The sequence below is a fragment of the Streptomyces sp. NPDC002573 genome, from assembly GCF_042889625.1.
Classification (GTDB): domain Bacteria; phylum Actinomycetota; class Actinomycetes; order Streptomycetales; family Streptomycetaceae; genus Streptomyces; species Streptomyces gibsoniae.
Genome location: NZ_JBIARC010000040.1, coordinates 61416 through 80025, shown reverse-complemented (window position 1 = coordinate 80025; position 18610 = coordinate 61416). Strand labels below are relative to the sequence as shown.

At 71.4% G+C, this 18610-nt stretch carries 12 protein-coding genes; 9 read left to right on the top strand and 3 right to left on the bottom strand.

Annotated features, from left to right (window positions below; translation table 11 throughout):
* The 7 genes from ACFYX0_RS30880 to ACFYX0_RS30850 form a co-directional block, all read left to right on the top strand.
* The coding region (locus tag ACFYX0_RS30880) for a beta-ketoacyl reductase (protein ID WP_388974961.1) at positions 1–887 on the top strand (887 nt) is incomplete at its 5' end.
* A complete protein-coding gene (locus ACFYX0_RS30875; protein WP_388974958.1) occupies positions 884–6979 on the top strand; it encodes an aminotransferase class III-fold pyridoxal phosphate-dependent enzyme in 6096 nt (2031 codons plus the stop codon). The genes ACFYX0_RS30880 and ACFYX0_RS30875, both read left to right, overlap by 4 nt.
* A 42-nt stretch (positions 6980–7021) precedes the next feature.
* The gene (locus tag ACFYX0_RS30870; RefSeq protein ID WP_388974956.1) at positions 7022–8047 is read left to right on the top strand and encodes an isopenicillin N synthase family dioxygenase; all 1026 of its coding nucleotides are present in this window, start codon (positions 7022–7024) and stop codon (positions 8045–8047) included.
* Positions 8044–9069: a 2-oxoglutarate and iron-dependent oxygenase domain-containing protein gene (locus tag ACFYX0_RS30865; RefSeq protein WP_355921511.1), complete on the top strand. Its 1026-nt coding sequence runs from the start codon at positions 8044–8046 to the stop codon at positions 9067–9069. Before ACFYX0_RS30870 ends, ACFYX0_RS30865 begins: the two co-directional genes overlap by 4 nt.
* Before the next feature lie 82 nt (positions 9070–9151).
* Positions 9152–10288: a glycine amidinotransferase gene (locus ACFYX0_RS30860; protein ID WP_355921508.1), complete on the top strand. Its 1137-nt coding sequence runs from the start codon at positions 9152–9154 to the stop codon at positions 10286–10288.
* A 21-nt stretch (positions 10289–10309) separates the two neighbouring features.
* Positions 10310–12052, top strand: a complete 1743-nt coding sequence (locus ACFYX0_RS30855) for a carbamoyltransferase (protein ID WP_388974953.1) — start codon at positions 10310–10312, stop codon at positions 12050–12052.
* The gene (locus tag ACFYX0_RS30850) at positions 12049–13239 is read left to right on the top strand and encodes a YqcI/YcgG family protein (protein WP_388974950.1); all 1191 of its coding nucleotides are present in this window, start codon (positions 12049–12051) and stop codon (positions 13237–13239) included. Before ACFYX0_RS30855 ends, ACFYX0_RS30850 begins: the two co-directional genes overlap by 4 nt.
* A gap of 39 nt (positions 13240–13278) precedes the next feature.
* Here the strand turns inward: ACFYX0_RS30850 and ACFYX0_RS30845 are convergent, their stop codons facing one another.
* Genes ACFYX0_RS30845 through ACFYX0_RS30835 form a run of 3 tightly spaced genes read right to left on the bottom strand, consistent with a single transcriptional unit; the run spans position 13279 to position 15941 of the window.
* Positions 13279–14151 carry an ABC transporter permease gene (locus ACFYX0_RS30845; protein WP_388974947.1) on the bottom strand — a complete coding sequence of 291 codons (873 nt, stop codon included), beginning with the start codon at positions 14149–14151 and terminating at the stop codon, positions 13279–13281.
* 1 nt (position 14152) lies between these two features.
* On the bottom strand, positions 14153–14989 hold the full coding sequence (locus ACFYX0_RS30840) for an ABC transporter permease (RefSeq protein ID WP_388974944.1): 837 nt from the start codon (positions 14987–14989) through the stop codon (positions 14153–14155).
* 1 nt (position 14990) lies between these two features.
* Entirely contained in the window at positions 14991–15941 is a 951-nt protein-coding gene (locus ACFYX0_RS30835) for an ABC transporter ATP-binding protein (RefSeq protein WP_388974941.1), read from the bottom strand.
* 191 nt (positions 15942–16132) lie between these two features.
* On the opposite strand from ACFYX0_RS30835, the gene ACFYX0_RS30830 reads away from it, so the two are divergent.
* A complete protein-coding gene (locus tag ACFYX0_RS30830; RefSeq protein WP_388974938.1) occupies positions 16133–17458 on the top strand; it encodes an acetyl-CoA carboxylase biotin carboxylase subunit family protein in 1326 nt (441 codons plus the stop codon).
* Positions 17459–17567: 109 nt separating this feature from the next.
* Entirely contained in the window at positions 17568–18524 is a 957-nt protein-coding gene (locus ACFYX0_RS30825) for a hypothetical protein (protein WP_388974935.1), read from the top strand.
* Positions 18525–18610 lie beyond the last annotated feature (86 nt).

Here is an 18610-nt window from a genome sequence, read left to right as displayed (position 1 = left end):
CGAAGGTGGTGGGTGCGGGGGAGCTGGACCGGGTGGTGCGGGACCGGAAGGTGCCGTTGGACTTCTTCGTCGCCTTCTCCTCCGTCGCCGCCCTCCTGGAGGACGGCGGCCAGGGCAACTACGCGGCCGCCAACGCCTTCCTGGACGTGCTGATGGCCCGCCGCCGTGCCGACGGTCTGCCCGGGATCTCGGTCAACTGGGGCCCCTGGGCCGAGGTCGGCATGGCGGCCCACATGGCCGATCGGATGGCCAGGACCGGCACCGCGATGATCCCGCCGGAGCAGGGCGCCGACGCGCTCATGGCCCTCCTCGGCGCCCCCGTCGCCCAGATCGGCGTCATGCCGACCGTCGGCCCCGACCGTCCCCGCCGGGCCGGGTCCGGTGACGGCGCCGAGTCCGCCCCGGCCCGCGCCGAGTCCTGGCGCACCCGGCTGACGCAGGCGCCGGCGGCCGAGCGTTCCGGGCTGCTGCGCGGCTATCTGGAGCGGCAGCTCATCACCCTGATGGAGCTGCCCGCCGGATACCGCGTCGACGGGCACACCACGTTCTCCGAACTCGGCATGGACTCGCTGATGGTCGTCGAGCTGCGCAACCGCCTCCAGCGCGATCTGGAGGTCTCGCTCGGCTCGACCGTCGCCTTCAACCACCCCACGGTCGAACAGCTCCAGGCCCATCTGGAGAAACAGCTCGGCCTCGACCCGGAGACCGGCGGCCCGGCGGCACCCGCGCCGGCCCCCGGCACGGCGGACGCCGCCGACGGCCCCGACGCCGCCGACGGCCCCGACGCCGCCGGCAGCCCGGACGCCCTGCCCCTGGACGACCTGCGGGCGCTCGTCGACCGCGAACTCGACCTGCTGCTGAACGACGATGAGGACGCCACGCCGTGACCGACCACCACGACAGCAACGACGCGCTCCGACTGCGCAAGGCGCTCACCGCCATCCGCGGACTGCAGGCCCGGGTCCGTGAACTCGAACAGGAACGGTCGCAGCCGATCGCCGTCATCGGCATGGGCTGCCGCCTGCCGTCGGCCCCTGACCCGGACGCCTACTGGGAGCTGCTGCGCACCGGTCGCGAGGCGATCGGGGACATGCCCGCCGGCCGGTGGGACGTGGACGGGCTCTACGACCCCGACCCCGGCGCCGAGGACCGTATGTACTGCCGCCGTGGCGGCTTCCTCGACGATGTCGCCGGGTTCGACACGGGCTTCTTCGGGATCTCGCCGCGCGAGGCCAAACGGCTCGACCCGCAGCAGCGGCTGCTGCTCGAAGTGGCGTGGGAGGCGCTGGAGGACTCCGGGCACGACCCGCGCCGGCTGGGCGGCAGCCGTACCGGTGTGTTCGTCGGCATCTCGGAGGCCGAGTACCTCCACCAGATGCAGCGTTCGGCCGCGCACTCCGTGGAGATGCACGACGTGACGGGCACGGCCCTGAGCGTGGCGAGCGGCCGGCTCTCCTACCACCTCGGGCTGCGCGGCCCTAGCCTCGCCCTGGACACGGCCTGCTCGTCGGCCCTGGTCGCCGTGCATCTTGCGGTCCGCAGCCTGCGCTCCGGCGAGTGCGACATGGCGCTCGCCGGCGGGGCCAGCCTGATGCTGTCGCCGGACGCGTTCATCGCGTTCTGCAAGGGCTCCGCGCTCGCCGCCGACGGCCGCTGCAAGACCTTCGACAGCCGCGCCGACGGCTACGCACGCGGTGAGGGTGCGGGCATCGTCGTACTGAAGCGGCTCGCGGACGCCGTCGCGGCGGGTGACCCGGTGCACGCGGTGATCCGGGGCACGGCGGTCAACCAGGACGGACGGACCAACGGACTGACCGCGCCCAACGGTCTCGCCCAGCAGGAGGTCATCCGGGCGGCGCTGGCGGACGCCGGGATCGCGCCGCACGAGGTGGGCTATGTCGAGGCGCACGGCACCGGCACCCAGCTCGGTGACCCCATCGAGGTGGAGGCGCTCGGCACGGTCTTCGCCGACCGGGGCCCGGCGGGCCCGCTGCTGATCGGCGCCGCGAAGACCAACATCGGGCATCTGGAGGCCGCCGCAGGGGCCGCCGGCCTCATCAAGGCGGTGCAGGTGCTCCGGCACGGCCAGGTGCCCGCCAACCTCAACTTCCAGGAGCCCAACCCGCACATCCCCTGGGCGGACCTGCCCGTGGAGGTCCCCACCGAGCTGCGGGCGTGGCCCGAGGGCGCTCGCGCCGCCGGAGTCAGCTCCTTCGGCTTCAGCGGCACCAACGCCCATGTCGTCCTGGAGCCCGCGCCCGCGCCCGCCACCCCCGCCGCGACGGTCCCCACGGACCCCGCCGCACCCGAGGCGCCCCAGGTCCCCGACCGCCCCCGTCACGTACTGCCGCTGTCCGCCCGCACCCCCGAGGCCCTGCGCGAACTCGCCGGCCGGTACGCCGCGTTCCTGACCGGCCCCGGCGCGCCCGCGCTCGCCGATGCGGCCCACACCGCCGGCACGGCGCGTTCTGTCCACCCGCACCGGCTGGCGGTCCCCGCGGCCGACGGCGCCGAGGCGGCCGGGCTGCTGGCCGCCTACGCGGAGGGGCGCCGCGCCCGTGTCTCGTCGGGCCACGCCCCCGCACGTCCGGGTGTCGCGTTCCTGTTCACCGGCCAGGGCTCCCAGTACGAGGGGATGGGCCGGCTGCTGTTCGACACGCACCCGGGCTTCCGGCGCACCCTGGAGACCTGCGACGAGATCCTGCGCGGGCAGGAACTCCTGGACGTCCCGCTGCTCGACGTGCTGTACCCGAGGCCGGGCGGCCCGGGGCAGGGCCTGATCGACCGCACCTCGCACGCCCAGCCCGCGCTCTTCGCGCTGGAGTACGCGCTCGCGGAGCTGTGGCGCTCGTGGGGCGTCGAGCCGCAGGTCGTGCTCGGCCACAGCACGGGCGAGTACGCGGCCGCCTGTGTGGCGGGCTTCTTCAGCCTGGAGGACGGGCTCGGGCTGGTCGCCCGGCGCGCCCGGCTCATCGAGGACACCACCTCGGGCGGTGCCACGGCGGCGGTCCTCGCCCCGGCGGACGAGGTCGTACCGGCCCTCGAACCCTTCGCCGGACAGGTCGGCGTCGCCGGGCTGAACGGGCCCCGCGAGACCCTGATCGCGGGCACCGCCGACGCCGTCGCCGAGGCGCTCGCGGCGCTGAGGGCCCGGGGGCTGGACGGCCGCCCGCTGCGCATCCCGCACGCCCCGCACTCCCCGATGATCGAGCCCGCGCTTGCCGCGTACGAGAACGCCGCCGCGCAGGTCACCTACACCGCGCCCCGGGTGAAGATGATCTCGAACGTGACCGGCGCACCGGTCGACGCGGTGGACGCCGCCTACTGGTGCCGTCATATGCGCGAGCCGGTCCGGTTCTCCGACGGGATGGCCGCCCTCGCACGCGAGGACTGCGGCGCGATCCTGGAGATCGGTCCGCAGCCGGTGCTGCAACTGCTGGGCCGGCAGAACTGGACCGGGCCCGCCGTGCGCTGGCCGTCCTCCCTGTGGGAGGGGCGCGACGACTGGAAGCAACTGCTGTACAGCGTCGCCGAGTTGTACACGGCGGGCGTGGACGTCGACTGGGCCGCGTTCGACGGCCCGTACCCGCGCCGTCGTGTGCCCGCCCCCACGTATCCCTTCCAGCGCACTCCCCACTGGTTCGCACGGAGAGAAGAGCCCACTGTGCCTGAGCAAGCCTCGCCCCAGGTGTACGCCCCCGCGCCGGCCGGCGAGGCCGGGCGGCGCGAGCGCATCCTCGCCGATCTGCGCGAACGCGTGGGCGCCGGACTGGAGATTGAGGTCTCGGACATGACGCCCGGGACCACCCTCGTCGACCTCGGGGCGGACTCGCTGCTGATGGTGCGGATCATCCAGGACATCACCGATCTCTACGGCATCACGCTCACCGTCGGCCGTCTCTTCGACGACCTGGACACCCCCGAGGCCATCGCCGAGCACCTGGACGCCCACGTCCCGGCCGGGCACCCCCTTCCGGGCGACGCGCCCGCCCCGGCGCAGCTTCCCGCCCCCGCCGCCCTGCCCGTCCTCCCGGCCGCCGGCGTGGACCAGGGCAGCGGCCTCGCCCAGCTGATGGCGGCGCAACTCCAGGTGATGCAGCGACAGTTGGAGGTACTGGCCGGGCACGGTGAGACCGCCCCCACCGTGCTGCCCGCACCTGCACCCGCACCCGCAGCCACCACCGCCACCCTCCCCGCACCCCGCCGCGAGACGGCCCTCGCACCGGCCCCCACCGTCCGGCCCGACGCCGCCCGGCGCCCCGCCCCGGCCGCCGCGCCGCCCCGGGAGCTGACCCCCCTCCAGCGGGCGCACCTGGACGAGCTGCTGGACACGTACAAGAAGCGGACCGCGGGCTCGCTGGCGCGGGCCGTCGACCACCGGGCGCGGCGGGCCGACACCCGGATGCGGTCGGTGCGGCCCGAGACCCGCTCCGTGTCGTACCCCGTCATCGGCGAGCGCGCGCACGGCGCCCACTTCTGGGACGTCGACGGCAACGAGTACATCGACATCGCCATGGGCGTCGGCGTGCTGCTGTGCGGCCACGACCCCGACTTCGTCGCCGGTGCCGTCGCCGACCGGCTGGGCCACGGCCTCCAGCTCGGCCCCATCTCGTCGCTGTCCGACGAGGTCGCCGAGCTGGTGTGCGAGATGACCGGCGTGGAGCGGCTGTTCTTCGCGGTGACCGGCACCGACGCGGTCCGGGGCGCCCTGCGCATGGCCCAGGCGGCCACCGGCCGCTCCCGGTTCGTGATGTTCTCCGGGTCCTACCACGGCCAGGACGACCGGGTGCTGGCCCTGCCGGACGTGCTCGGCGACCCCACGCACTCCGTGCCGATGGCGCCCGGCATCTCCCCGCAGGCCGCCCAGGACCCGCTGATCCTCACCTACGGCGCCGCCTCGGCCCTGAAGACCATCGAGAAGCACGCCGACGAGCTGGCGGGCGTGCTCGTCGAGCCCGTGCAGAGCCGCAACCCGGCGCTTCAGCCCGCGGAGTTCCTGAAGGAACTGCGGGAACTGACGGCACGGCTCGGCATCCCCCTCATCTTCGACGAGGTGATCACCGGCTTCCGGGTCCACCCGGGCGGCGCGCAGGCGTACTTCGGGGTGCAGGCCGACCTCGTCGCCTACGGAAAGGTCGTCGGCGGCGGCCTGCCGGTGAGCGTCGTCGCCGGCAGGGGCGAGTACCTGGACCGCGTCGACGGCGGGGTGTGGGCCGACGGTCCGGGCCCCGACCCCGACAGCGAGAAGACCTACATCGGGTCCACGTTCGAGATGCATCCGCTGGCCATGGCCAGTGCCCGGGGCATCCTGCGGCATCTGCGCGACCAGGGCCCCGGGCTCCAGGAGGCCCTCACCGCGCGCACCACCCGGCTCGCGGAGACCCTCAACGCCTTCTTCGAGGCCGAGGAGGTGCCCATCCGGGTCCTGCACTTCTCCTCGGTGTTCCGGTTCGCGTGGCGCGGCAACGCCAGCTACGCGTACCAGCCGCTGGAGATCGAGGTGTTCCACTTCCATCTGCTGACCCGGGGCATCTACCTCTGGGAGGGGCGCACCTGCTTCCTGTCCACCGCGCACACCGACGAGGACATCGACGGCATCGTCACCGCCGTCAGGGAGTCCGTCGCGGCCATGCGCGAGGGGGAGTTCCTGCCGCCCGCCCCCGGTGCCGCCGCCCGCTCCGTCCCCCTCGGCGAGGAGCAGCGGCCCCTGCTGGCCCTGGAGCGCGCCGCCGCCGAGGGCGCGCCCTCCTGGACGGTCCCCGAGGACATCCGGCTGCGCGGTCCCCTCGACCTGCCCGCGCTGCGCCGTGCCGTGGCCGCCCTGGCCGCCCGCCACGAGGCGCTGCGCACGGTCTTCCCCGACGGCGGCGCGAACGGGACCGCCGAGGTGCGGGCCGCCGTCGAGATCCCGGTCGAGACCGTCGATCTCGCCGAGGTCCCCGCCGACCGGCGGGACGAGGCGGTCGAGGCCTGGTGGCGGGAGGCGATGGCGCGGCCGTTCTCCCTCACCGAGGGGCCGCTGCTGCGCATCGCCGTGCTCCGGCTCGCCGACGATCTGCACGAACTGGCCCTGCTCGCCCACCACATCGTCTCCGACGGCTGGTCCGTGTCCGTCCTCACCGAGGAGCTGGCCGCCCTTTACACCGCCGAACGCCGCGGCACCCCCGCGACGCTCGGCCGTCCCCTCCAGCACCGGGACATCGTGCAGTGGCAGCAGCGGCGGCGGCCCGAGCTCGCCGAACAGCAGGCGTACTGGCTGGAGAGGTTCCGCGACGGCTTCCCCGACACGCTGCTGCCCACCGACCGCGACCGGGACGGCGACCCGGGCACCCACCACGGCGCCCGCTTCACCACCACCCTCGACGCCGCGTCGCTCACCGCGGTCAAGAAGGCCGGACGGGCCCACAAGGCCAGCCTGTTCATGACCCTGCTCACCGCGTACAACCTGCTCGTCCACGAACTGACGGGCCAAGACGACATCGTCGTCGGCACTCCCCAGGCGGGCCGCTCCCTCAAGGACAGCGACTCGGCCGTCGGCTACTGCGCCCACTTCCTGCCCGTGCGCAGCACCCTGGCCGCGGACACCACCCTCGCCGGCCAGCTGCGGGCCACCCGGCAGGCGGTGCTGGCCGCGTTCGAGCACCAGGAGGTGCCGTTCACCCGGGTGCGTGACGCGCTCGGCGCGGACCCCGCCGCCTTCCCGCTGCCGCTGCGCACCGTCTTCAACCTGGACCGGGCCGCCCCCTGCCCCGACTTCGACGGGCTCCGGGCCGAGTACCGGCCCGTGCCCACACGGTTCGCGCTCACGGACTTCCGCCTCGACGCCCTGGAGCACGACGGCGGACTGCGCCTGGACTTCGACTACCGCACGGACCTCTTCGACGACGCCCGCGTCCACGCCTGGGCCGCCAGGTTCCGGACGCTGCTTGAGGCACTGGCCGACCGACCCGAGCTGCGCGTCGACGAGCTGCCGCGCTGAACCCGCCCGAGTGCACAACGAGCCCCGACCCGAGGAGAGCCCGTGATCCCTGTACTCGCACTCGCCGACCTGGAGGCAGGCCGGCCCGCGACGCTCGACCGGTTGCACGACGCGCTCCGTGAACACGCCCTCGTCCATGTCGACGCCCGGGCCGACCTCGGCCCCGGGTTCTTCCCCGCCCTCCACGAGCAGACACGGACGTTCTTCGCGCTGCCCGAGGCGGCCAAGCAGGCGCTGGACATCGACAGGTCGGCCAACTACCGGGGCTATGTGGCGCAGGGCGCCGAGTACACGGGCGGCGTACCCGACCTGAAGGAGTCCTTCGAGTTCGGCACGGAGACCACCGCGCCCGAGGGGGAGGAGCAGCCCTGGCACACCGCCCTGTACGGCCCTAACCAGTGGCCCGACGCGTCCGTGCTGCCCCGCTTCCGGCCCGTGGTCGAGGCGTACTCGGCGGCCATGGACCGTGTCGCCCTGGCGGTGCTGCGCGGCCTGCTGCTCACCCTGGACCAGCCGGCCGACGCGGACGACGCCGTCACGGCCGGCGAGCTGTGCTCCTACTCGCGGCTGATCCGCTACCGCGACCCGGCCGGCTTCGGTGCCGACCAGGCCCGGCTGGAGCGGCACACCGACAGCGGGCTGCTCACCGTCAGCCTCCAGGAGCAGCCCGGACTCGAGGCCGAGGCGGCGGACGGCCGCTGGCTGCCCGTGGAACCGCCCGCCGATGTCCTGTCGGTGTTCGGCGGCGAGTTGATGGAGGTGTGGACGCACGGCTACTACCGGGCCTGCCCGCACCGCGTCCACAACTCGGCGCTGCGCACCGAGCGACTTTCCTACGCGTCGTTCTTCCTGCCCGACCTGCGCCGCCCGCTGGTCCCGGTGGACCGCGCGGCCGGCCCGCGGCTGAGCGGCCCCCTCGCGGTGCCCGCCGGCAACTCATGGCTCGCCGGGGGCCGGGGGCCGAACCCGGCCACGCCCGTCGGCGAGCTGGAGTGGGCGCGCATGAACGTGATCTTCCCCGGGCGGAACAACGGCGGCACGCACACCGAGAACGGAGAGGGGCAATGAACCACAACACCCACGGCACGGCCTTCAAGGAAGTCCCGGTCATCGGCATCGGCCCGCTGGTCACCGCCGACCCCGACCCCGAGGAGCTGCGGCTGACCGTGGAGCGGATCGGCGAGGCCTGCCGCGACGTCGGCTTCTTCTACATCACCGACCACGGCATCTCCGAGGCGGACAGCCGCGCCCTGTTCGGCGCGGCCCAGGAATTCTTCGCTCTCCCCCTGGAGGAGAAGATGAGGATCCGGCTCGGCATCACCGAACAGTTCCGGGGCTATGTCCCGCTGGGCGGCGAGGTCACCGCGGGCAAGACGGACTGGCACGAGTGCCTGGACCTCCAGCCGGAGTCCGGCCGCCAGGCCAGCACCATCGCCGCCGCCGCGGCGGCCCGGCGCGCCGACGTCCACCCTCTGGACGACCCGGGCCAGTGGCCCCCGGCGCTGCCGTCCTTCCGGGAGACCGTGATGCGCGCCTGGGACCAGCTCTACGGCCTGAGCGCCCGTATCGCCGCCGGCATGGCCCTCAGCCTCGGCGTCGACGAGCACTACTTCGCGCCGTACCACGGCGTGGAGCTGAGCGATCTGCGGATGGTGCACTACCCGCCGTACAACGAGACCGTCGGCCGGACCGCGCCCGAGGAGCTGGCGATGGAGGAGGTCGAGAGCGGCTTCGGCGCGCATGTCGACTACGGCTTCCTCGCGGTGCTCCAGCAGGACGAGGTGGGCGGTCTGGAGGTGCTCAACGCGGAGGGGGCGTGGATCCCGGCACCGCACATCCCCGGGACCTTCCTCGTCAACATCGGCCAGATGATGCAGCGCTGGACCAACGACCGCTACCGCGCCACCTGGCACCGCGTCCAGCTCCCGGGGGCCGTCGACCGCTACTCGATCCCCTTCTTCTTCGAGCCCGCCTACGACGCCGTGATCAGCCCGCTGGACGTCTGCTGCGACGACGACAACCCGCCGCGCTACGAGGCCGTCCAGTTCGGCCCCTACGTGGTCGAGCTCTTCTCCAAGGCCTACGACTGAACCCGCGTCCGAGGTTCCCGACCGTACTCGCGCGGCCCGTCACGACTCCCGCACACCCGACACCAGGAGACAGGTACCGCCCATGGACAAGCCGCTGATCGTCAACTCGTGGAACGAGTGGGACCCGCTGCAGGAGATGGTGGTCGGCTCCGCCGACAACGCCTCCTTCGAACCGGTGGAGCCGGGCAGCCGGCCCGCCGTCCGCAACGCGCCCGACACCCCGTTCCCCACCGGCCCCAAGTCCAAGGAGGCCATCGACCGGGCCAACGAGGAACTGGACGGTCTGGTCCGGGTGCTGGAGTCCCAGGGCGTCACCGTGCGCCGTCCCGAGCCGCACGACTTCTCGGCCCCGGTGCGCACCCCCGACTTCGAGGTCGAGAACCAGTACTGCGCGGTCTGCCCGCGCGACGTGATGATCACCATGGGTAACGAGATCATCGAGGCCACCATGTCGCGCCGCGCCCGGTACTTCGAGTACCAGCCCTACCGCAAGCTGGTCTACGAGTACTGGAACGCCGACCCCCGCGTCGAGTGGACGACCGCGCCCAAGCCGTCGATGGCCGACGGGATGTACCGCGAGGAGTTCTGGGACTGGCCGCTGGAGGAGCGGCACGCCAAGATGCACTCCTTCGAGTTCTGCATCAACCAGGACGAGGTCGTCTTCGACGCCGCCGACATGAGCCGGCTGGGCCGCGACATCCTGGTCCAGGAGTCGATGACCACCAACCGGGCCGGCATCCACTGGCTCAGGCGCCATCTGGAGCCGCGCGGCTTCCGCGTCCACCCGGTCCACTTCCCGCTGGACTTCTTCCCCTCGCACATCGACTGCACCTTCGTACCGCTGCGCCCGGGGCTCATCCTCACCAACCCGGAGCGCCCGCTGCGCGAGGGAGAGGAGCGGATGTTCCTGGACGACGACTGGGAGCTGGTCGAGGCCCCGCAGCCGGTCCTGAACAACGACGAGATGCCGCTGTACTGCCAGTCCTCCAAGTGGCTGTCGATGAACGTGCTCAGCATCTCCCCGACGAAGCTGATCTGCGAGGAGCAGGAGAAGCCCCTCCAGGACCTGCTCGACAAGCTCGGCTTCGAGGTCTTCACCGTCCCCTTCCGCAACGTCTTCGAGTACGGCGGCTCCCTGCACTGCGCCACCTGGGACGTGCGGCGCGAGGGCACCCGCGAGGACTACTTCCCCCGTCTCGCCTACCAGCCGCTGGTCTGACCGCTCACGATGGGAGCCCCCATGTACATCCTCGGCATCAACTCGGTCTACCACGAGTCCTCGGCCGCTCTGCTGAAGGACGGCGAACTGGTCGCCTCGGCGGAGGAGGAGCGCTTCAACCGCGTCAAGCACGGCAAGCAGGCCCGTGCCGACAACCCCGACGAACTGCCCATGAACGCCATCCGGTTCTGCCTGGACAAGGCGGGCATCACCCTGGCGGACGTGGACCACGTCACCTGCGCGGCCGACCCCGCGGAGATCCAGGCTGTCAAGGACGGCGGACTGCCCTCCCCCTGGGACAGCACCGAGAAGCAGTCGCTGTTCCTCGCCACCCTGCCCGGCATCCCCAAGAAGTTCGCCGAGTCGGGCTTCACCGGTGACTTCCACTGGGTGGCGCACCACACCGCGCACGGCGCCTCGGCGTACTTCGCGTCCGCCTTCCCCGACGCCGCGGTGCTGGTCGTCGACGCGCTCGGCGACGACGCCTACTCGACCCGCTTCTACCACGGCCGGGGCAACGCCCTGGAGTGCGTGCAGAGCGTCCGCTACCCGGCCTCCATCGGCTATCTGTGGGAGCTGGTCTCGGTCTTCCTCGGCTTCGGGGTCTACGACGCCGCCAAGGTCATGGGCCTCGCGGCGTACGGCGAACCGGCGCGGTTCACGGAGGGCTTCGACCGGCTCGCCTGGACCACCGAGGACGGCGGCTTCGACATGCGCCACGACCTGCTGAAGTTCAGCGACATCCTGTACTACCCGCCGTCCGCCGACACCTCGGGCCTGGAGTCGGTGCTCGGCGTCCGGCCCCGGCGCCCCGACGAGCCGCTGGAGGACGTGCACCACGACGTCGCCGCGGCGCTCCAGGAGAAGACCAACGAACTCGTCCTGCACATGGCGCGCCATCTGCACGACGTGACCGGCGCGACCCGGCTCTGCCTCGCGGGCGGCGTCGCCCTCAACTGCGTCACCAACCAGGTGGCCTTCGAGCAGGGCCCGTTCGACGAGCTGTACGTCCAGCCCGCGGCGCATGACGGCGGACTGGCCCTGGGTGCCGCCCTCCATGTGTGGAACGCGATCCTCGGCCAGAAGCGCGGCTCGCAGATGCGCCACGCCTACTGGGGCCCGTCCTACACCGAGGCGGAGATCGAGAAGGAGCTGTCCGCCCGCGACGGCCTGATCGTGGAGCGCCCCGAGGACTTCGAGAAGCGGGTGGCGCACCTGCTCAGCGAGGGCCATGTCATCGGGCTGTTCCAGGACGCCATGGAACTCGGCCCCCGGGCGCTCGGCAACCGCAGCATCATCGGCGACCCCCGCAGCCGCTCCATGCGCGACGACCTCAACCACAAGGTCAAGCACCGGGAGTACTTCCGTCCGCTGGCGCCCAGCGTGCTCAGCGAGGCGGTGCCCGAGTGGTTCGAGGTCGCCAAGGAGACCAGCGCGGGCGACTTCATGCTGATGGCGTACCCGGCGAAGGCCGACAAGCACGACCGGATGGGCGCCGTGCTGCACGTCGACAACACCTGCCGCATCCAGGCCGTGCGCGCCGACGTCAACCCGCGCTTCCACCGCATCATCAGCGAGTTCGAGGCGCTCACGGGTGTCCCCATGGTCCTGAACACCTCGTTCAACGACCAGGAGCCCATCATCTGCTCGCCGGCCGACGCCCTGGCCACCTTCCTCAAGACCGAGATCGACTATCTGGCCATCGGACCGTTCCTCGTCCGCAAGGACGTCTCGGAAGGAGGCGTGGAGGGGGCGGCGGGATGAGGCCGCACATCGCGCGCATCCAGGAGGCGGTGCGCCGCATGGTCGAGGACCGGGGCCCGTACTGGGCGCCGGACCCGGCCGATGTGTATCTCGCCGAGCGGGTGGCCGCCCTGCGCGAGGCCGGTGGCGGCGATGCCGCCGACCGGTCCGCCGCGGGGCGGCACCTCGCCGAGGTGATCGTCGCGGCGGTGGCCCTGGCCAACGGCTACGGCATCCCGCTGCAGCAGGCTTTCGTCGAGGCGTCCTGGCCCGCCGACCTGACCGAGGCGTCGCTGTGGCCCGAGCGGCCGCTGCCGCTGCCCGAGGCCGTGGACCGGCTGACCGCCGCCGCCGAGCCGGTCCGCCGGACCATGGCCTTCCATCGCTCCGACGCCCTGCAGGGCAGCGACCCGGACCTCGCGGCCCTGCGCCGGCTGCTGCCCGACGTGCTGAGGACCGCGCTCGCGGGCTTCGCCTCCTACGAGGAGCTGGGCGAGCAGCTGGTGCGGCTGCTGGAGTCGACCCGGGGCGGGGAACGGGCGGCGGCCGAGTCGGAGTTCGACCCGTCCCGGGCCGAGTCCGTCCGGCTCATCCGCCCCATCCAGATGGAGACCTTCTGCCCGTTCGCCCAGAAGTCGGTGCTGTGGGGGCCGCCGTCCTACGACGAGGACCGCTCGTTCGCGGACAACATGAAGGCGGCCCTGCCGGCCGTGCGCCGATTCCTGCGGATTCTGGACCGCGATGTCATCGACGGATTCGTCTACGCCTTTCCCACCCGGGTGTTCGGCGACACGTTCGACGAGCTGACCCAGGTTTTCCGGAATTTCATGGAGTTCTTGCACCGGAATCTCACGGAAGCGGCTCCCGCGGGTCTTGATCCGGTACTCGCGACCGATCCCCGGTGGTACTTCGTACTGGAGGGAGAGGAATGTTTCATCAGTGTGTTCGCGCCGTGCTACCCGCATGACCATTCGCGGTACATGAATGGTGTCGAAGGCCATTTCATCTTCATGCTCCAGCCCGAGGCGGCGATCGTGCGGGTGCTGACGAAAGACGACTACCACCCGCGTTCCGAGGCGATACGCCGGCGATTCCAGGACGGATTCCAGCGCTACCCCCTGGCCGATCTGGAGATCGACCGGTTCCTGCTGCCGCTACGGGCGGACGACCCGCCCGTCAGGTGGTACGAACTGACGCCCACGCTCTGACACCCCCGGACCGGCCCCGTCGTCGTCCGGGGCCGGTCCTCAGCTCAGCAGCAGTTTCCCGATCCGGCGCGAGGCGATGTACAGCCCGCCGGCGGCCAGCACGACGAGGAACCCGATGTGCCCGATCATGGTCGGGTCCAGCACTCCGACGGACAGTCCCCGGGCCAGTTCGATGCCGTGGTAGAGCGGCGACAGCTCCACCAGCCAGCGCAGCGACGCCGGGTACACCGACATCGGGTAGAAGGTCGTGGAGAACAGGAACATCGGCATCACGACGGCATGGATGTAGTCGAACTGCGAGGACGACCTCAGCAGCGTCGCGCACACCATGCCGATCGCCGCGAACGCGGTCGCGATGAGCAGGGCCGTCGGGATCAGCAGCAGGGCCCACGGGGACGTGGCGAGCCCCATGGCCGCCATCACGCCGAGGAACGCCACCGCGTACAGACCGCTGCGCAGCACCGCCCAGGAGATCTCGCCGATCGCCACGTCCAGCGTGCCCATGGGGGTCGCCAGCACGGCGTCGTAGAGCCGGTCGAAGCGCAGTTTGTAGAAGATGCTCAGCGTCTCGTAGACCGCGCCGTTCATCGCGGAGGCCACCAGCAGCGCCGGGGCGACGAACGCCACGTAGCTCATGGGACGGCCGTCCGGACCGGTCACCTCGCCGATCAGCGAGCTGAACCCGACCTGGAACGCCAGCAGATAGAACAGTGGCTCGAAGACCCCGGACACCAGCACCAGCCAGGCCCGGGAGTACAGCAGCACACTGCGCTCGACCAGGCGGAAGGACAGTCCGGAGTACGCGCTGGAGGGCAGCATCCGCAGCAGCGGACCGCCGCCGGCGGGCCGCCCGCCGACGGTGGGCCGGGCACCGGCCTCGGGGGTCCGGGCGGTGGTCGTCGGCTCGTTCACGTCAGACCACCAGCCTGCGGGAGAAGCTCCGGCGGCCGAGCAGCACACCGACGACCAGCATGGCCAGCAGGAACAGCGTGTGCCCGAGGGCCTGCAGGGGCGACAGACCGCCCAGCGTGACCCCCCTGACCAGCTCGTTGCCGTGCCAGATGGGGGAGATCCACACCAGGGGCAGACACGGCCCGGGCAGCCGGTCGACGGGGAAGTAGGTGCCGGCGAACAGGGTCATCGGCAGTACGACGAACCGGTTCAGGGCGACGAAGGCGTGACCCTCCCCGCGGGTGACGGCGGCGAAGGCCATGACCGGCGCGGCGCAGGCCGCCCCGGTGAACACCGTCAGGGGCAGGGCGAGCAGCACCCCGAATCCGGTCCACGCCCCGAAGAGGGCAGCGGTGATCCCGTAGATCACCGCGGAGATCGACAGACGCAGGGCGATCCACATCAGCTGTGCCCCGTACAGCTGCTGGGGGGTGATGGGGGTGGCGACGACCGCGATGTAGTCCTGCTTCCACTTGAAGCCGGACAGGACGGGGTGGCCCGCCTCGTTGACCGCGGTGGCCACGATGCCGCTGACCAGCAGCGTCGGGGCGATGTACTGGAGATAGGTGTGGCCGCCGAGGAAGGAGGCGTCCTTGACCTGGGAGCCCAGGCCGAGGCCCATCGCGCTGAGGAACAGCAGCGGCTGGAGGCCGGAGGAGTACAGGTTCGCCCGCCAGTAGCGCCGGTACCAGGCCCACTGGACCTCCAGGCGCAACGCCATGGCCTGCCAGGGGCCGACCACGGTGCCCGTGGCCCGGGCGGGCGGGGCGAGGGTCTGCGGGGAGGTGTCGGTGGCCATCTCAGTCCACCAGGGTCCGGCCGGTCAGCCGCAGGAAGACGTCCTCCAGGGTGGAGCGCCGCACCAGGCTGGACAGCGGATGGACGTCCCGCTCGACGACCCGGGTCGCCGTCGTGTCGGCGTTCTTGGTGTAGAGCAGCAGCCGGTCCGGCAGCACCTCGACGCGCTCGGCGAGGTCCTCCACGGCGGACACGTACCGGGTCTGGGTGCCGGGGTGGAAGCGCAGCTCCAGCACCTCACGGGTGGAGTACTGCTCGATGAGCCCGGCGGGGGACCCCTCGGCGACGATCCGGCCGCTGTCCATCACGACCAGCCGGTCGCACAACTGCTCGGCCTCGTCCATGTAGTGCGTGGTCAGGATGAGGGTGACACCGCTCTGCTTGAGCCGGAACAGCCGCTCCCACAGCAGATGCCTGGCCTGCGGGTCCAGCCCGGTGGTCGGCTCGTCGAGGAGCAGCACCTCGGGGTCGTTGACCAGACCGCGGGCGATGGCCAGCCGTCTCTTCATACCGCCGGACAGCGGCTGGACCTCGTCGTCCGCGCGGTCGGAGAGCCGGGCGAACTCCATCAGCTCGACGGCCTTGCTGCGCACATGCGCCCGCGACAGCCCGAAGTACCGCCCGTAGGTCTGGAGGTTCTGCCGTACGGTCAGCTCCATGTCCAGGTTGTCGGTCTGCGGGACGGTGCCGATCCGGGCCCGGATGGCCGGGCCGTGCGTCTGCGGGTCCATGCCGAGCACGCTCAGGGTGCCGCCGGTGCGGGGAGAGGTGCAGGCGATCATCCGCATGGTCGAGGACTTGCCCGCGCCGTTCGGACCCAGCAGGCCGAATGCCTCACCGCGGGCCACCTCGAAATCGATGCCGCCCACCGCTTCGAACGAGCCGAACTGCTTTTTCAGGCCTCTGGCCGAAACGACAGCGGTATCGTCGAAGCCTGTCTCGGTCGTGCTCACCGGCCACCTCCCCCGCCATTCCATCGGCCGCTCGGATCCTATGAGGTCCGGGGGATCACCCGCAAGAACTCCACGCCCGGTCCCCGAGATCCGTGGACCTCACTTGACATAGCGTCACATCCCTTGGCGGAAGGCTTCATCGAACCTTGCCGCCCCTGCGGGCCGGTGTTAGCGTGACCACCGTGAATGCAATGGACCAGCACAACTCGTCCGTGGATACGGGATATTTCGTCGAGGTGTCCATTCCTGGAATGGAACTCTGGCCGGAGTTGCGAAACCGGGCCCGAAGTCTCCGCGAGCACGGCGTTCCCGTTCTCTTCCTCTGCGCCGCCGAGTTCGTCTCGGTGTACGAGGAGTGCGCGGACGAAGTGATCGTCTGTTCCGATGTCTTCTCCGAGGACGCCGTGGTGGAGGCGCTGAGCCCCTACCGGGGCAGGCTCGACCGGTTCTCGATCATCAACGACAAGATCTGGCCGGTGCAGTTGGGCGCCGCGCGCCGCCTCGGCATGGACTTCCCCGGCTTCGAGGGGCAGCTGAACTGCCGTATCAAGCCCCGGCTGCGGGAGGTGCTCGGCGGCATGCTGCCGCTGCACACCGAGGTGTTCAAGGCCGAGGACCTGTCCCGGGAGAACGTCGCCGCGGCGGTCGAGCGGCTGGGCGTGCCCTTCGTGATCAAGCCGATCTGGGGCACGGCGAGCGCCTTCGTGGAGATCGTCCAGGACGCGGAGCGCGCCTACGACGAGTTGGCGGAGACCTTCGAGAGCCTGCGCGAGGGCCATCCGCACGGCCCGTTCAACGACGGGACCCGGGTGTGGGACCCGCGCGGCGAGGTGCTGCTGGAGTCCTTCATCGGAGAAGGCCGGGAGCTGTCCTTCGAGGCGTTCATGCAGAACGGCCAGCTGGTGTCGCTGCTGATCCAGGAGAAGCTGCTCTGGGCCCAGGAGGGCGGCTTCCGGCTGGAGACGGCGAACGTCTGCCCGACCCCCTTCGTCTCGGCCGAGGAGGAGGAGCGCATCCGCGTGATCCTCCAGGACGCGCTGCGTAAGCTCGGAGTGGACGACACCTTCGTCCACATCGAGCTGAAGTGGGACGGTGAGCGCGTGTCGATCATCGAGGTGAACCCGCGGATCGGCGGGGGCAGCGTGGCCAAGACGCTCATCGCGTGGCTCGGTGTCGACGTCCGGGACATGGGCCGCAAGCTCCAGATGGGCGAGCCGCTGCCGCGGACGTACCCGCGCGCCAAGGAGGGCTTCCTCCTCGGGGTGTTCGTCAACGCCGAGGAGTCCGGGATCTTCAAGGAGTTCACCGGGCTGGACTGGGTGCACGCCCAGCCGGAGTTCGACTTCGAGCAGCAGTATCTGGAGCCGGGCCACCGGGTGCCGGCCCGTGGTGAGTCGAAGGCCACCCGTGAGGGCTGGATGTACACCTACGACGCCTTCTACCACTGCACGGACGTCGACCGGATCCCGTATCTCCACGAGGAGACCCGGAAGCGCGTCAAACTCGCGTTCGAATAGGTCGGGGTTCCGGCCGCTCCGCCGCACGGATCTGTGGGCCACCGTCGAGTGAGAGACTGGTGGCCCAGAGACCGTCCGGCCGCGGGGTCGGCCAGAAGGGAGCCCGGCCGTGTCCAGTGCGCGGACCATCCGCCAGTTCGAGCAGCGTATGGCCGAGGTCCTCCGGATCCGACCGGCCGAGGTCAAGGAGATCTTCCGGGGGGCCCGCCCGACCTCCATCCGCGTCAACCGGCTGCTCGACGAGGAGACGTACCAGGACACGGTGCGGGCCGTGGACGAGAAGGCGCCCAAGGCCTTCCCGGTCGACTGGTGCGAGCACACCTTCCTGTGGCCGGAGAACGACGGCTTCGAGGACATGCTCGAGCTGGCCCACCAGGGCCGGGTCTATCTGCAGAACGCCTCCAGTCTGATCCCGCCCGTCGCGCTGTCGCCGCGCCCCGGCGAGGACCTCCTCGACGTGGCCGCCGCCCCCGGCGGAAAGGCCTTCCACGTCGCCGCGCGCGTCGGCAACGACTGCCGGCTGTGGCTCAACGACGGCGCCGCCCCCCGCGCCCGCAAGATGGGCGAGCTCGCCGAGCTCTACGGCGTGCGCTACGCGGAGCTGACCACGCACCCCGCGCAGTACATCGACAAGTCGCTGCCCGCCGAGTCCTTCGACCGCATCCTGCTGGACGTCCAGTGCTCCGGCGAGGGACGGATCGATCTGCGCCGCTCCAGCTCCCTGAAGTTCTGGTCCGAGGAGCGCATCGAGAAGTACAAGTTCCTCCAGACCAAGATGATCAGCGCGGCCTACAGGCTGCTGCGGCCCGGCGGCGTGATGGTGTACTCCACCTGCACCCTCAGCCCCGAGGAGAACGAGTTCCCGGTCAGCAAGAACCTGGAACGGCACAAGGACCTCACCGTGGAGCCCCTGGACTTCGCCGAGCCGTCGTTCCTGCCCGGCGTCACCTCCTGGCGCGGCATGAAGTTCGACGAGCGCGTGAAGAACGCCGTCCGGGTGGCACCCACCGACACCTTCGAGGGCTTCTTCGTCGCCCGCCTCGCCAAGGCGCCGGCCGAGAGCTAGGAGCCGGTCGTGGCCGGGGGCCAGGAGCCGGCCGGAAGCCGGCACCCGACCCGCCCGCGGGTCGTGCCGCTCGCTCCCGGACCGGC

What these genes read in the sequence shown, in the direction of transcription:
- ACFYX0_RS30860 (WP_355921508.1), top strand. Translation starts at nt 9,152, where the DNA reads ATGGACAAGCCGCTGATCGTCAACTCGTGGAACGAGTGGGACCCGCTG.
- ACFYX0_RS30850 (WP_388974950.1), top strand. Translation starts at nt 12,049, where the DNA reads ATGAGGCCGCACATCGCGCGCATCCAGGAGGCGGTGCGCCGCATGGTC.
- ACFYX0_RS30865 (WP_355921511.1), top strand. Translation starts at nt 8,044, where the DNA reads ATGAACCACAACACCCACGGCACGGCCTTCAAGGAAGTCCCGGTCATC.
- ACFYX0_RS30840 (WP_388974944.1), bottom strand. Translation starts at nt 14,989, where the DNA reads ATGGCCACCGACACCTCCCCGCAGACCCTCGCCCCGCCCGCCCGGGCC.
- ACFYX0_RS30830 (WP_388974938.1), top strand. Translation starts at nt 16,133, where the DNA reads ATGGACCAGCACAACTCGTCCGTGGATACGGGATATTTCGTCGAGGTG.
- ACFYX0_RS30855 (WP_388974953.1), top strand. Translation starts at nt 10,310, where the DNA reads ATGTACATCCTCGGCATCAACTCGGTCTACCACGAGTCCTCGGCCGCT.